The sequence below is a fragment of the Spirulina subsalsa CS-330 genome, assembly GCF_028330765.1.
Lineage (GTDB): Bacteria > Cyanobacteriota > Cyanobacteriia > Cyanobacteriales > Spirulinaceae > Spirulina > Spirulina subsalsa_A.
On record NZ_JAQMTY010000250.1, the window covers coordinates 1 to 13,470 of the forward strand.

Consider the following 13,470-nt stretch of genomic DNA (forward strand, 5'->3'; position numbering starts at 1 on the left):
GTGCATCCCAGTTATGCAATCCCTCACCCAACCCTCTCCCTCAGGAGAGGGCTTTTGGCTCCTTTCTCCTGCGGGAGAAGGGCTGGGGATGAGGGTGCTCCCTGGCGAGCCATGGGAATCTGCAAAAGTGGGATGCACCCTGAAACGATCGATTTAACCTTGACTGCGGCACAGCTATTTTCCTGCTTGAAATCGCGCCCTCAACCTTAGTGATTAAGATTTTTTTGAAATTAACATAATGCTCAAATGTTGATGAAGTAAGCGCCATTTTTAATACTCACCGCTATAGCGATCCTAAATCAGTCGGAGATCTTATCTCCTTATCAACAAGGGGCTTAAGCCCCTTGCCTGTTCATGAATCAAATAGGATTGCTATACAGGTAATGAATGGGGAATGCGATCGCTCCAACGAGGGTTCCTTCCATCGCTCCTTAATCTTGACCCTGCCTTAAGGCCCAGCGCGTTTGCCGAATCATGCCCCGCAACAGTGCCACCTCCTCCGGGGTGAGCATGGCGCGATTGTAGAGGCGGCGGAGTTTGGTCATGCGGGCGGCGGCGGTGTGGGGCATAAGATAGCCGATGTCGAGGAGGAGGGTTTCGAGGTCGGTGTAGTAGCCGTTGAGGTGGTCGAGGGGGGCGGTGGGTTGAGCGATCGCCGGCGTGGGGGTGGAGGGTGCGATCGCCGCTTGGGTCAGTTCATAGGTGCAAATCGCCACCGCTTGGGCCAGGTTGAGGGATGGATAGGCGGGATTTGCGGGGATCATCACGGCCCGCTGGGCGAGGTTGAGCTCCTCATTCGTGAGGCCGCGATCTTCGCGACCGAAAATCAGCGCCGCCTCGCCAGGGGTGGCACGGAGCCAGGGCAGGGCGTGGCGGGGCGGTTCGAGGGGAATCGTGAGATTGCAGTCCCGGCCAGCGGTGGCGACAGCGCGATCGCACCCTTGCACCGCGTCCGGTAGGGTTGCCACGATCTGCGCTTGGTCGAGGATCTCTGCGGCGTGGACGGCCATTTGATAGGCTTCTGGGGAAGTGCGATCGCAGTGGGGATTCACCAACACCAGCCGCGACAGTCCCATATTTTTCATCACCCGCGCCACTGACCCCACATTTAACGGCCCCGCCGGTTCCACCAACACAATCCGAATCTGCTCTAACCCCATCCCAAATCCTGATTCAGACACAGCACGCACCGCCCACTGTAAGCGAATTTGACAAAATCGTTAAAAAAATCCCACAAATTCCCCGCTCCACCGGAGAGGATGGCAAGGTAAACCTAGACGACACCATCGAGTTATTGTGAGGAGGGTGAACCATGTCGGAATTTTTAGATTTTCTCAAACATAAATACGCCTACGTGGCGATCGGAGCCTTCAAGCCGGGGCGGTTCAACGAAGCCGAGCAGCTTTTTGTCAAAGCCGTGTCCACCTATACCGAGGGATTTGAAGGGGCCTACATGCTCCAAAAACCCGGCACTGATGAAGGGATCGCGATTATCCTCTGGGATAACCCCGAAGACATGGAAGCCAACCGCAACGAGGTTCACGAAGCCTTGATTAAAGAAATGGGGCATCTGTTCGCCGCACCGCCGGAAACCGCATTCTATGAAGTGTGTAGCGAAGTGACCCCGAAGCCAACTTCAGCCTAATCAGGAGGAAAACCCATGGCAACCTACATCGTCACCGGCGCAAACCGAGGAATTGGGGTGGAATATTGTCGGCAATTGCAAGCACGCGGCGATGAGGCGATCGCTGTCTGTCGGCAGAGTTCACCGGAACTCGATGCGGTGGGGGTGCGGGTGGAAACGGGGGTAGAGTTGACCGATCCAGACGCGATCGCCGCCTTTAAAACCCGTCTGGGGGATCAACCCATTGATGTGCTGATTAATAACGCCGGCATTGTGGAGCGGGTGGGGTTGGATGATCTCGATTTTGAGAGCATTCGCCGCCAGTTTGAAGTGAATGCGATCGCGCCGCTGCGCTTCACCCATGCCCTCTTATCCCACCTTAACCCCGGCTCAAAAGTCGTCTTGATGACCAGCCGCATGGGGTCGATCGCCGATAACACCTCCGGCAGTTCCTACGGCTATCGAATGTCGAAAGTCGCCCTTTCCATGGCCGGCAAATCCCTCGCCCTCGACCTTAAACCCCAAGGCATCGCCGTTGCGATTCTTCACCCCGGCCTCGTCCAAACCCGCATGACCCACTTCACCCCCAACGGCATCACCCCCGCCACCTCAGTTCACAATCTCCTCGATCGCATCGATGCCCTCACCCTCGACAATAGCGGCACATTCTGGCACGCCAACGGCGAAATTTTGCCGTGGTGATCGGCCCGCATCCCCACAGAAGAACCGCGAAACAGTTTCGAGGGGTTCAGGTTTTGCCCTAAACTGTGTAATGGTTTTCACATACGTTTACAAAAAATAAGGATCGGAATGGAAATCGGGACAAAAGTGCAAGTTCGACGGATTCGGGATCGGGTATCGGGTGATGTTGCGGATAAACTCGGCAAGATTGGCACGATCGCAGGCTACAAAATGACCGACGGCAGCGGTGTCGGGGCATTAGTGGAATTCGATGATAAAACCAAAACCTGGTTTTTCGCAGACGAACTCAAAGAAGTTTAATTTTCATCCCCCAAACTCATGGCTCAAGTTCTGACATTTATTGGTAAAGGCGGTGTCGGCTGTACCACCATGGCGATCGCCGCCGCGAAAAAGCTCGCCCAACAGGGGGAGCGGGTGCTACTCGCCTCCCAAGATCCGAGTCCTGTGCTGGGGCTGCTGCTGGGTCATGAGGTGGGGACGGAACCCCAAAGCATCGCCCCCAATCTATCTGCGGTGCAATTTAGTTCGCCAGACTTAATGACCCGCGTGTGGGAAGACGAGGTTAAGGCACGGGAGGCGCAATATGTGCGGTTTCCCCTGTTGCGCAATGTCTACGGCCAAGAGTTGGGGCTGTTTCCGGGCATGGATTCGGCGCTGGCGCTCTATCAGATTCGCACCTATAACCAGAGCAATCACTACGATGTGATTGTTTACGATGGGGCGGCGGATTTGAACACCCTGCGCACCTTGGGGATTCCGGATACGGGGAGTTGGTATCTGCGCCGTTTTCGGAATGTGCTGCTGGAGTCGGATTTGGGAAAAGCGATCGCGCCCTTCATCCAACCCCTGAGCAGTGCGATTCTTAATGTGTCGTGGTCGTGGGACAATTTCGCCGACCAACCCACCCAAGAAACCCAAGACCTCCTCGATGAGGGCAAAACCGCGATCGCCAACCCCCAACGGGTCTTAACCTATCTCGTAACGGACACCCATCCAGCCGCGATCGCCACCGCTCAATATTATTGGGGCAGTGCGCAGCAGGTGGGGTTAAGCGTCGGCGGTGTGTTGTGGAATCAAGCTACGCCCACGGATGACCAAGTGCAGGCCTTTTTACCGATTCCCAGTACTGCCGTCCCCACTCTGGCTGGTGGTGATTGGGAGGCGATCGCCGCCACCCTCCCCAACTTCCGCGACACCGACCACATCCCCCGCCCCCTCACCATCGACACCACGAGCCGCCAAGTACGGGTCTTCCTCCCCGGCTTCGACAAAAAACAAGTCAAACTCACCCAATACGGCCCCGAACTCACCATCGAAGCCGGCGATCAACGGCGCAACATCTTCCTGCCGCCGCCCCTCTCCGGCCAGCCCGTCAAAGGGGCGAAATTCCAAGACCATTACCTGATCATTTCCCTGTAGCCCCTGAACCCATGACAGACGAACAACAAACCCCAACCCCAGCAGGCTCCAAAGCGCGGCAAATGTTAGGCATGAAGGGAGCCGCCCTCGAAACGAATATTTGGAAAATTCGCCTCCAATTAATGAAGCCGATCACCTGGATTCCGCTGATCTGGGGGGTGGTCTGCGGGGCGGCATCGTCGGGGGGCTATGTGTGGGGTTTTGAAGATATCCTCAAGGCCTTCACCTGTATGCTCCTCTCCGGGCCGATCATGACCGGCTACACCCAAACCCTCAATGATTACTACGATCGCGAAATCGACGCAATCAACGAACCCTACCGCCCCATTCCCTCCGGCGTGATTTCGATTCCCCAGGTCAAAGCGCAGATCGGGATTCTCCTCGCGGGGGGATTTGGGTTAGCGATTTTCCTCGATCTGTGGTCGGGGAATTCCTTTCCGATGATTACGCTGATCAATGCGATCGGCACATTTCTCGCCTATATCTATTCCGCGCCGCCGTTGAAGCTCAAACAAAACGGCTGGCTCGGTAACTATGCCCTCGGCGCGAGCTATATCACCCTGCCTTGGTGTGCGGGCCATGCCCTGTTTGGGACGTTGAATTGGACGATTGTGTGGTTGACGCTGTTCTACAGTTTGGCGGGGTTGGGGATTGCGATCGTCAATGATTTCAAAAGTGTGGAGGGCGATCGCCAACTGGGGTTAAAATCCCTGCCGGTGATGTTCGGGGTTAAAAAAGCCTCGTGGATCTGCGTCTTAATGATCGACATTTTCCAAGCCGGAGTTGCCGCCTATCTAATCTTCATTCACCAAAACCTCTACGCCACGATCTTAATCCTCTTCATCGTGCCGCAAATCACCTTCCAAGATATGTATTTCCTCCGCGACCCCCTCAAAAACGACGTGAAATACCAAGCCAGCGCCCAACCCTTCCTCGTCTTCGGGATGCTCGTCGCCGGTCTCGCCTTGGGTCACAGTTCCCTGGTGTAAAGCGTCCATCATTCAGCCACTCAATCTTGAGAGAAGCGGGCAGAGCTAAATGTTAGCTATGCCCGCTTTTTTTGTGCTTAAGTAGAATTTTTCAATGTCAAGAAAAAATCATTTTATCGATCTACGGTAGTTAACTTTTTGGCAGCTTCCCCTAGAGATCGTTGTCTTGCATCAATAAATCGATCTATGTCATCTGCTTTTAGTGCATCATATGCATCTTTTGAGATCAAATGAGTCTGAAGTGTTGATAGTAAGCGTTCTTCATTATTATCATGACCAGTAAGACAATCTTTGAAAAAATCTGATGGACACTTTTTTCCTTTACGCTGATTAGTTCCTTTCGTGATTAGAGAACGGTTAAGAACACTATCAACAAAAGGGTGATTCTTATAAATGCTTTTACAGAAAATATGATCATCTTCATATTTTTTTGACGAGACAGATGATTGACCAGTCAGAAAATCTCGAACGCCTTGCTGTACCAGTATACTTATACACCCTCTATATAGAGATGAAGTATTGCCCGATGAACGCTGCACAGATTTGAAGTTCATGTCCTGGAAGTCTGTCTGTAACATCCATTCAGGTATGTCACCACCAGATATCCATTTTGCAACTCTTTTTGTATCTGAGTAAACTCGAGTGATGTAGTGACGATCATAGCGTTGACTTAGAGTGCAATACCAGTACCAAGTATCTATTTTATTGTAGATGTTTTCTAAAAGATAGGGTGATTGTTCGGATGCTTTATATAGTAAAGTTGCTAATGCAACTATTTGCTGTTTTGATGAGATCCACTTATCTTCAAATGCACCATAACTATTTTTGGCTCGCTCATAAGCATCACAAATATATTTGACTGCGTTTTGCCATGAATTTTCAAAATCTTCCTTTTTTAGATTAACTGCATCCAGCAAGTTTTTGCGACGAATTTCATGATCATTTATTAATGCAATGACTCGCAAGATAGATACTTGATCCAAAAAGTTAGAGACATTCTTATTATTTTTTTCAAAACTTTTCCAGAGATCTCTGAGATTAATCTCTTGTGAATATAGTTGTGCAGTAGCTAGATCAAAGATAGAAAGACTGACACCTGTTCGATTAATCCTTTCAAAAGTGTTTACAATATCAGAACGTGGAGTGTCTTCTGGTAAAGTTATTACCGGAATCATGAACTGGGATAAGTTTTCGTGAACAGACATAATCAATTGCTGTTCTTCTTTTCTCCACACATTTCCTTTTCCTGCGTATAACCATGGAATAAAATCACTTTGAGATCCTACCAGTGATATTGGAGCAACTAAGCCTTCATCATACTTAGCTTCAAATTCACTTTTTTGCTTATTATTTTTAGTTGATATTCCAATGATTGCATCATCAATATCATTGCTTACGATTTTCTTTAAGTCTAAATAGAACTCAAAAGAATTCTTAGTTCCTTTTAAAGGAATATTGGGACTGTATATGGCATAAAAGAGAGATGTTAAGCGCTGTTGACCGTCTAATAACATGTCTACACTTCCTCTCGAAGAAGTTGGTTTTCTTAGTTCAGGATTACACTCTTTAACACCCTCGATGAAAGTATAGCTAAAGATTGAGTCTCTAGATGAAGATTCTAAAGCCAAAAAAGTGCCGACAAAGTAGCCATGTAATAGTGAGCTAAGAAATTCTTCGATATCACTTCTATCCCAGATAAATGATCTTTGAAAATCAGGAATAACTAATTTACCACTGTACGCATTTCGCACAAGTGATAACAGGTTTTTGGGATTAGCTTCTGGAGATTTGGTCATTATTTTATTTGCCCTTGTAGTCCAAAGAATCAATACAAATGTTCTTTCTTGATACAAAAATCTACATTTTTGCCTTGATAGCAGTTATGTTTGGATAAATTGATTGTATTGCTTGACTAACCATGATACTAAATTATGCGTTAGAGCTTGGGTGTGTTATGTCAACTCTCACTTGGATAACTACCAACTAGGGCAGTATTATCATACTGAAAACATCACCACTAGCCAATATCGCGCTGCCCCGTCTAAGGAGGTCAATCTCTAACCGTGCTTGACATCACCTTCTACACCCAAGACCGCGAAGCTGCCGACTACCTTGATGTTTCCGAAGACTTTTATGAGTGGTTGGCGAAGTCTCCCTTTAGCCGCATTACCCCGCCTGAGGTACAAGAGATGACCGTTGATGGTGAGCCAATCCATGTCCCGATTATTCTCCTCGAAGGCATCAACCGTCGCCGTTTCAGTGACTTTCTTCGCGATGCCATTGTGCAAGAAAGCGACGAAGTGCTGCAACACACCCATGCAGACTTCACAAAAGACGATTACCAAACGCTGACCTTACGCCTGCGCGAACTCCAATCCCTCCGTAAGTGCATCGAAAACGAACAATATTAAGTATTGTCAGACTTACAGTTAAGGGACTCACCTGACCCTATGATCGCTCATTCCCGTTGCTTGGTAGGATGCAGATGCAACTGCGAAGCTACAACCTTGGGGTGATTGGGTTTTGGGATGGAAGCAGAGGTGCGATCGCCGTTCGAGATAGGATCTCAAGATCGGAAAACGCTAGGCTGTGGGGTGATGTTCAACACCATGTACAGCCTAGCGTTTTAGCGTTCAGCGCCCTCTAGGATGGGCTGAAGGCGTGGACGGATTACGACTCAGCGGCGGCTTTTGCGGCTTCAATCCAACCATCAAAGGTTGCTTGATTGTCCTCGATCCACTCATCGACATGGCGGGCAATATCTTCGTCTGAATCTTCCCCGTCATACATCAGCCTGTTCTGAGCGCTAATGTCTTCGATGGGGATTTCCACCAACTCAAAGAGTGCCTCAGCGGCGGGATTTTCCGCAATGAAGTCTTGGTTGGCGACGATGCGCATCCGGTCGATCGCAAAACCCAGATTGACTCCCTCCGCCGTGGTGGTGTCCGCTTCCGAAACTTCTCCTTGTTCTCCGGGCAAGTCGGTGAAGGGGACTTCGAGCCAGATTGTATCTGTACCCGGTTTTAAAACATTGCCTAACCACATGGGAGTATAAGCATAGAAAAGAACCGGCTCGCCTTGTTGATAACGGGTAATGGTGTCGGCAATTAAGGCTGAATATTGACCTTGATCATGCTCAACGGTATCGCGCAAACCATAGGCATCTAAATGGTTTTCAATCACCAATTCGCAACCCCAACCGGGATTACATCCGGTTAGGTTGGCTTTGCCGTTGCCGTCACTGTCAAAGAGTTTCGCAAGTTCAGGATCTTTGAGTTGTTCGAGACTGGTAATGCCTTCAGCATCGGCGGTGGCTTTATCGATTTGATAGCCTTGCAGCACATTGGGGGTGATCACACCAATGGTATCGAGTTTGTCGTCGCCGCCGCTGTTTTCATAGAATCCGGCATGAAGTTTTTCCCAGTTCGTTGAGGTGTAGTGGATATCACCATTGGCGATCGCCAAATACATCGTTGGAGGGACAATTTCGAGGGGTTCTTCGGTTTCATACCCTAGAGCTTGTAATGCCCGATTGACGATTTCGGTTTGGAAGCGTACTTCTCGCAAGCTACCGTGGGTAGAACTGACCGTAATGCCGTCCCCTGGCAATGCACCATCGGCGCTGGTATCGGTGGCGTCGCCGTCAGCGGTGGCGGCGGTGTCGGTGGTGCTGGGTTGGCAGGCCGCAGAACCGAGCAGTAAACCGGCTAGGACGGTGCCAAAGGTGAAGGATTTGAAATTCAGTTGGATCATGGGTATTGATCGTGATTGAACAGTACAGGGTGAGAGTCATCGGGTGAAACGATGGCTATGACGTGGCGTTTTGGGTACGTGTTTTGCCTTGGGTTAAGGACAACACGAGACCGACAGGCCCTCGTTTGCGCCAGGGTAAACGGTGGGGTTTGCCTACGGCTTGGGTGAGGCGATCGAGCATGACGGCGATGAGGACGATGCTGATGCCGCCAACGGTGGCGAGCCCCACGTCTAAGCGTCCGATGCCCCGGAGAACCATTTGCCCCAACCCTTCCACGGAAATCATGGAGGCGACGACAACCATGGAGAGGGCTAACATAATCGCTTGGTTGACCCCGGCGAGGATGGTGGGCATGGCGAGAGGAATTTGGGCTTCCCAGAGGATTTGGCGGGGTGTGGAACCGAAGGCGATCGCTGCTTCGACCACTTCTTCAGAAACCTGCTGAATGCCAATATTCGTCAGGCGAATTAACGGAGGAACAGCGAAAATAAACGTCACAATCACCCCCGGTACTTCACCAATGCCAAACAACATCACCACCGGCACTAAGTAGACAAAAGCCGGGAGGGTTTGCATGGCATCGAGAACCGGTCGCATGGTTTGTTCAAAGCGTTGATTCCAGGCTGACAAAATGCCGAGAGGAATCCCGATTAAGATGCAAAAACAGACAGCGGTGAGCACCAACGCTAAGGTGGTCATCGCTTGCGACCATGTGCCTAAAAAGCCCACAAATAGGAGAGCAATCATACTGTAAATCGCAATCCCACGACTGGCGAGTTGCCACGCAATCAACCCAACCGCCACGATCAAAACTAAGGGGGGTAGCCATTGAAAAAAGGCTTCAATTCCACTTAAAACGACGCTGACAGGGGTGCGAATGGCTTGGAAAATGGGGCGAAAGTTATCCACAACAAATTGCACGATAATTTCAACCCAATCGCCGAGGGGAATGGTATAGGTTTCAAAAATTTCTAGCATGGTGTGATGATCTGAAGTTACGAAAGAGCTGGATGGGTCAATTTAGTGCCTCTATACTTAGCTTGCCAACGGTTCCGACGCCGCAGCAGTGGCAGAGGAGGCTGAAGCCTCAGCCGTGAGCCGCCCAATACTCGCCAACACATCGGACTGTTCCACCACGCCTTTAAACTTGCCTTCTTGGTTGGTGACGGCAATCGGCAGATCGTGCTGACAGAGATGGAAAATCTCTTCTAAACTGGTCGTGGCACGGACTTGGGGGAAATTTCGATTCATGACGATGCCAATATCTTCGCAGCCGTCCTGCATGGCTTGCTGGAGGCTTGGTTTCTGCACGATGCCCACCGGCTGGGCATTGCGGTTGACCACATACATCTGCCGCAGATCATGCTGCTGCATTTGCTCCCAAGCGGCTTTCACGGAATCTTGCCCCAGGATGACGGGGATCGTTTGCCGGGTAATTGATCCGATTTTGAGGACTTGGGCGCGGTTCACGTCTTGGGTGAAGGCGCGAATGTAGTCGTCGGCGGGGTTGGTAAGGAGGTCTTCGGGGGTTCCGGTTTGCACGATGTAGCCATCTTTCATGACGGCGACGCGATCGCCGATCTTGAGCGCCTCTTGAATATCGTGGCTGATGAACACAATCGTCTTATGGAGTTCCGCCTGCAACCGCAGTAATTCATCCTGCATTTCCCGTCGAATCAGGGGATCGAGGGCACTGAAGGCTTCATCCATCAGCAAAATTTCGGCATCTGTAGCCAAGGCACGGGCCAATCCCACCCGCTGCTGCATCCCGCCACTGAGGGAGGAGGGCAAATAATCCGCCCATTGGGTCAGGCCGACCACGTCGAGGACTTCGAGGGCTTTTTTGCGTTGTTCCGTATCGCTGAGGCCACGCACCTTCAAGCCATAGGCAACATTCTGCATAACGGTTTTATGGGGAAACAGTCCGAAGCGTTGGAAAACCATCGCCACCTTGGTGCGTCGGACTTCGCGAATGCGATTTTGAGTGACATGGGCCACATCTTCGTCGTCGATGTAGATATGCCCGCTGGTGGGTTCAATCAAGCGATTGATGCAGCGCACGAGGGTGGATTTCCCCGAACCGGACAGGCCCATGACCACAAAGAGTTCACCTTTTTGGATGGTCATGGAAACATCGGCGATCCCCAGCACATTGCCCGTGGCGCTCAGAATATCTTCGCGGCCTCGCCCATCTCGGAATAGTCTTAATGCATGTTGGGGGTTTTCACCATATATTTTGATTAAGTTTTCAATCCGAATTTTCACTTCCGAAGCATCCATCAAGCCTTATACCGAGTGGTTTATTTCTATCCTAGCATCCAATGTTAGCCGGACAGGGAAACGGCGAATCGAATTTGTGATGTTTCTGATCTACATCATTTCATTGGAGAATCGTGCTGTTTGTGATGGTATTTAGGGCGGTAAAGTGTGAATTTTTAAGCATATTGAAAAATTGTTAAGTGGATTGAACAGGATGCAATGATCGTTCAAAAATTTGACTGGTGTCGGGCGCGATCGCAGTTCTCCGCTCATCACAGGACAGCGAGCTAGAAGCTCGCACTACAAGAGGATGACGGTCATGGGTAGTGTGAGCCTCTGGCTCACTCCTGCTCCGGAGTTGATGCCGCAGGGGTGGCGAGGAACCCCCGGCCACACTACAGTGAAACTACAATCTAATTTTGACCCCTTCAAAATCAAAATCATGGCAATGGAACTCCGCGAAAGTATCACCATGGCGGTTCGCACCCTAATGAACTATCGATTGCGCACAGCCTTAACGATGTTGGGGATTGTGATTGGCAATGCGTCGGTGATTACGATGGTGGGGATTGGGCAAGGGGCGCAGAATTTGGCAGAGGATGAGTTTGAATCCTTGGGGCCAAACACGTTATTTATCGTGCCAGGGTCGCAACAGGAACGCCGGACATCCTTTGAAGTGCCCCAAACCTTGGTGTTGGCCGATGCCGAAGCGATCGCGTCCCAAGTGCCCGCCGTCGATGGGGTTGCCCCGCAAATCGCCGCCCAACGAATCATTTCGTTTCAAGGGCGGAATGTGAACAATCAAGTGATTGGCACTAGTCCTGAGTTTCTGGCGGTGCGGAGCTTTGATATGGCCCAGGGTCGATTTTTTAACGATACGGATCTGACGCGGAATACAAGGGTGGCGGTGTTGGGCAGTGAAACGGCGGTGAAACTCTTGGGAGACAGCGAACCCATCGGGCAGCGGATTCGCGTTGGCAATGTGAGCTTTGAGGTGGTGGGTGTGATGGAGGCAAAGGGGGCATTTTTAGGCGAAAACCAAGATGAGGCGGTGTATATCCCGATTACCACCATGGCGAATCAGGTGACGGGCAACACGTCCCCCTACGGCCTTCAGGTGACGATCATTTCCGTCAGTGCGCGGGATGAGGAGAGTATCAATGCGGCTCAGTTCCAGATTGAAAACTTGCTGCGTCTGCGCCACCAGATCACCGACGAGGATGATTTTTCGGTGCGAACCCAAAAGGATGTTTTGGGGATTGTGACGCGGGTGACGGGGGGATTAACGCTGATGCTGGTGGCGATCGCAGCCATTTCCCTCCTCGTCGGCGGCATTGGGGTGATGAATATCATGCTCGTTTCCGTCACCGAACGCACCCAGGAAATCGGCCTGCGTAAAGCTCTCGGCGCGAAAGAAACCAATATTCTCAGTCAATTTTTGATCGAAGCGGTGATTGTCTCTGCGATCGGGGGAGTCGTGGGCACGGTGATCGGTGCTGGGGGGATCGGGTTGCTGACCCTCACCACGCCCTTAAAATCCACCGTTTCCCCTGTGGCGGTGATCCTGTCCCTCAGCGTTTCGAGCGGGATCGGTCTGTTCTTTGGGGTCATTCCCGCCCGCCGGGCCGCCAAGCTTGACCCCATCGTTGCCCTGCGGAGCTTGTGATCATCTCAGTTGCGACCCGCGAACCGCAAAATATTGTTGATGTTTGGGATTATTTTCCACCGTAATGATCAGCAAAGCCGTGCAACCTCAAAACCGCGTCCATTCAGAGCGAAGAAATATCAAAATCCAGGGAAAAATCGCTACGAATGACACAGGATTGAGGATTATTTTGTTTTAGACTAAAACAGTCTGGCGCGATCGCTCGATCCTTATTCTTCAATATTTTTAGAATTGAGTCTTACCCCGTCGTGAGGTTCATCCCACGTTTAATTCAATCCACAGGAGACCATTCAACATGACTCTATTTACAACCAATAATGTTTTGGTTCCCATTGACTTTTCTGAAGAGGCCTATACAACCCTGACGGAGACCCTCGAATTTGTGGGTGATCCGGCTAAACTACATATTTTGCATGTGCTCACCTCATTGGAGCCAACCGAGCCGGGGGTAGTGTGGCAAACCGTGGATAATCAAGCCCGCATGGAAAAGGTTAAAAAAACGTTTTACGATCGCTTCCCGGACGAGAGTTATAAACAAATGAAATTTTCTGTGGTGATCGGGAGTCCAAGCTCAGAAATTATTGACTATGCCCAGAAAAACGCCATTGAGTTGATTGTCATTTCTGCCAGTGGTCGTACGGGGGTGTCACAGTTTTTCCTAGGGTCTGTGGCGGAACGAGTGGTGCGCCATGCCAAATGTCCGGTGTTGGTGAATCGGGGTTAAGGTGCGATCGCAGCGATCGCGGCGGTTCTGAAGATCTGATCTATCTTAATAATGCAAAAAGAGGACTCCCGCTACACCGTTAGGTTAGCGGTGAGATGAATTTTTGCCAACAAATAAACCGACCAACGGGAGACGACTGAATTCAGTTTTGTGTTAGAATCGAGAAGCCGACGCACCCAAGTGTGCCTAGAGAGGCAATATTGGTGGTTCTCGCCAGATAAAATGTCCGACCAAAAAGAAATACCTGATCACAGGGGCGGCATAGTTTATGAAGGAGAAATCGAAACATAACTAAGTTTTTGTTGTCTGCTGCGGGACATTCAGTGGACGTTA

The 13,470-nt window shown here is 50.6% G+C and carries 13 protein-coding genes; 8 read left to right on the forward strand and 5 right to left on the reverse strand.

The features are described from left to right. Positions 1-431 precede the first annotated feature (431 nt). Complete coding sequence (locus PN477_RS17255; RefSeq protein WP_417158845.1) at positions 432-1,160, reverse strand: RNA methyltransferase; 729 nt, start codon at positions 1,158-1,160, stop codon at positions 432-434. Between the two features lie 152 nt (positions 1,161-1,312). Between PN477_RS17255 and PN477_RS17260 the strand changes: the two genes are divergently transcribed. From PN477_RS17260 to chlG, 5 genes are all read left to right on the forward strand, one after another. After that, positions 1,313-1,645, forward strand: coding sequence for an antibiotic biosynthesis monooxygenase (locus PN477_RS17260; protein WP_272120953.1), 333 nt, complete (start codon positions 1,313-1,315; stop codon positions 1,643-1,645). A 15-nt stretch (positions 1,646-1,660) separates the two neighbouring features. Next, complete coding sequence (locus tag PN477_RS17265) at positions 1,661-2,326, forward strand: SDR family oxidoreductase (protein ID WP_272120955.1); 666 nt, start codon at positions 1,661-1,663, stop codon at positions 2,324-2,326. A gap of 108 nt (positions 2,327-2,434) precedes the next feature. Further along, on the forward strand, positions 2,435-2,626 hold the full coding sequence (gene petP, locus PN477_RS17270; protein WP_072619820.1) for a cytochrome b6f subunit PetP: 192 nt from the start codon (positions 2,435-2,437) through the stop codon (positions 2,624-2,626). 18 nt (positions 2,627-2,644) lie between these two features. Then, positions 2,645-3,745 (forward strand): Get3/ArsA fold putative tail anchor-mediating ATPase NosAFP, encoded by a 1,101-nt coding sequence (locus PN477_RS17275; RefSeq protein WP_272120959.1) that lies wholly within the window; start codon positions 2,645-2,647, stop codon positions 3,743-3,745. 11 nt (positions 3,746-3,756) lie between these two features. Then, positions 3,757-4,734, forward strand: coding sequence for a chlorophyll synthase ChlG (gene chlG / locus PN477_RS17280; RefSeq protein ID WP_272120961.1), 978 nt, complete (start codon positions 3,757-3,759; stop codon positions 4,732-4,734). A 113-nt stretch (positions 4,735-4,847) separates the two neighbouring features. Here chlG and PN477_RS17285 read toward each other — a convergent pair whose 3' ends face one another. Continuing rightward, entirely contained in the window at positions 4,848-6,530 is a 1,683-nt protein-coding gene (locus PN477_RS17285; protein WP_272120963.1) for a DUF262 domain-containing protein, read from the reverse strand. Between the two features lie 267 nt (positions 6,531-6,797). Between PN477_RS17285 and PN477_RS17290 the strand changes: the two genes are divergently transcribed. Beyond that, a complete protein-coding gene (locus PN477_RS17290) occupies positions 6,798-7,145 on the forward strand; it encodes a hypothetical protein (protein WP_272120965.1) in 348 nt (115 codons plus the stop codon). A gap of 259 nt (positions 7,146-7,404) precedes the next feature. On the opposite strand, the gene proX is transcribed toward PN477_RS17290, so the two are convergent. Genes proX through PN477_RS17305 form a run of 3 tightly spaced genes read right to left on the reverse strand, consistent with a single transcriptional unit; the run spans position 7,405 to position 10,768 of the window. Beyond that, positions 7,405-8,487, reverse strand: coding sequence for a glycine betaine/L-proline ABC transporter substrate-binding protein ProX (proX, locus tag PN477_RS17295; RefSeq protein WP_272120967.1), 1,083 nt, complete (start codon positions 8,485-8,487; stop codon positions 7,405-7,407). A gap of 55 nt (positions 8,488-8,542) precedes the next feature. Further along, positions 8,543-9,466, reverse strand: a complete 924-nt coding sequence (locus PN477_RS17300; RefSeq protein WP_272120969.1) for an ABC transporter permease — start codon at positions 9,464-9,466, stop codon at positions 8,543-8,545. A 57-nt stretch (positions 9,467-9,523) separates the two neighbouring features. Next, entirely contained in the window at positions 9,524-10,768 is a 1,245-nt protein-coding gene (locus PN477_RS17305) for a quaternary amine ABC transporter ATP-binding protein (RefSeq protein ID WP_272120971.1), read from the reverse strand. Between the two features lie 427 nt (positions 10,769-11,195). Between PN477_RS17305 and PN477_RS17310 the strand changes: the two genes are divergently transcribed. Together PN477_RS17310 and PN477_RS17315 are read left to right on the forward strand one after the other, a co-directional pair. Then, on the forward strand, positions 11,196-12,413 hold the full coding sequence (locus tag PN477_RS17310) for an ABC transporter permease (protein ID WP_417158846.1): 1,218 nt from the start codon (positions 11,196-11,198) through the stop codon (positions 12,411-12,413). Positions 12,414-12,708: 295 nt separating this feature from the next. Further along, positions 12,709-13,137: a universal stress protein gene (locus PN477_RS17315; RefSeq protein ID WP_272120975.1), complete on the forward strand. Its 429-nt coding sequence runs from the start codon at positions 12,709-12,711 to the stop codon at positions 13,135-13,137. Positions 13,138-13,470: the final 333 nt, after the last annotated feature.

Bases quoted from the DNA above. Each gene is read 5' to 3' on its own strand.
- PN477_RS17255 (WP_417158845.1), bottom strand. From the start codon at position 1,160: ATGGGGTTAGAGCAGATTCGGATTGTGTTGGTGGAACCGGCGGGGCCG.
- PN477_RS17260 (WP_272120953.1), top strand. From the start codon at position 1,313: ATGTCGGAATTTTTAGATTTTCTCAAACATAAATACGCCTACGTGGCG.
- PN477_RS17265 (WP_272120955.1), top strand. From the start codon at position 1,661: ATGGCAACCTACATCGTCACCGGCGCAAACCGAGGAATTGGGGTGGAA.
- petP (WP_072619820.1), top strand. From the start codon at position 2,435: ATGGAAATCGGGACAAAAGTGCAAGTTCGACGGATTCGGGATCGGGTA.
- PN477_RS17275 (WP_272120959.1), top strand. From the start codon at position 2,645: ATGGCTCAAGTTCTGACATTTATTGGTAAAGGCGGTGTCGGCTGTACC.
- chlG (WP_272120961.1), top strand. From the start codon at position 3,757: ATGACAGACGAACAACAAACCCCAACCCCAGCAGGCTCCAAAGCGCGG.
- PN477_RS17285 (WP_272120963.1), bottom strand. From the start codon at position 6,530: ATGACCAAATCTCCAGAAGCTAATCCCAAAAACCTGTTATCACTTGTG.
- proX (WP_272120967.1), bottom strand. From the start codon at position 8,487: ATGATCCAACTGAATTTCAAATCCTTCACCTTTGGCACCGTCCTAGCC.
- PN477_RS17300 (WP_272120969.1), bottom strand. From the start codon at position 9,466: ATGCTAGAAATTTTTGAAACCTATACCATTCCCCTCGGCGATTGGGTT.
- PN477_RS17305 (WP_272120971.1), bottom strand. From the start codon at position 10,768: ATGGATGCTTCGGAAGTGAAAATTCGGATTGAAAACTTAATCAAAATA.
- PN477_RS17310 (WP_417158846.1), top strand. From the start codon at position 11,196: ATGGAACTCCGCGAAAGTATCACCATGGCGGTTCGCACCCTAATGAAC.
- PN477_RS17315 (WP_272120975.1), top strand. From the start codon at position 12,709: ATGACTCTATTTACAACCAATAATGTTTTGGTTCCCATTGACTTTTCT.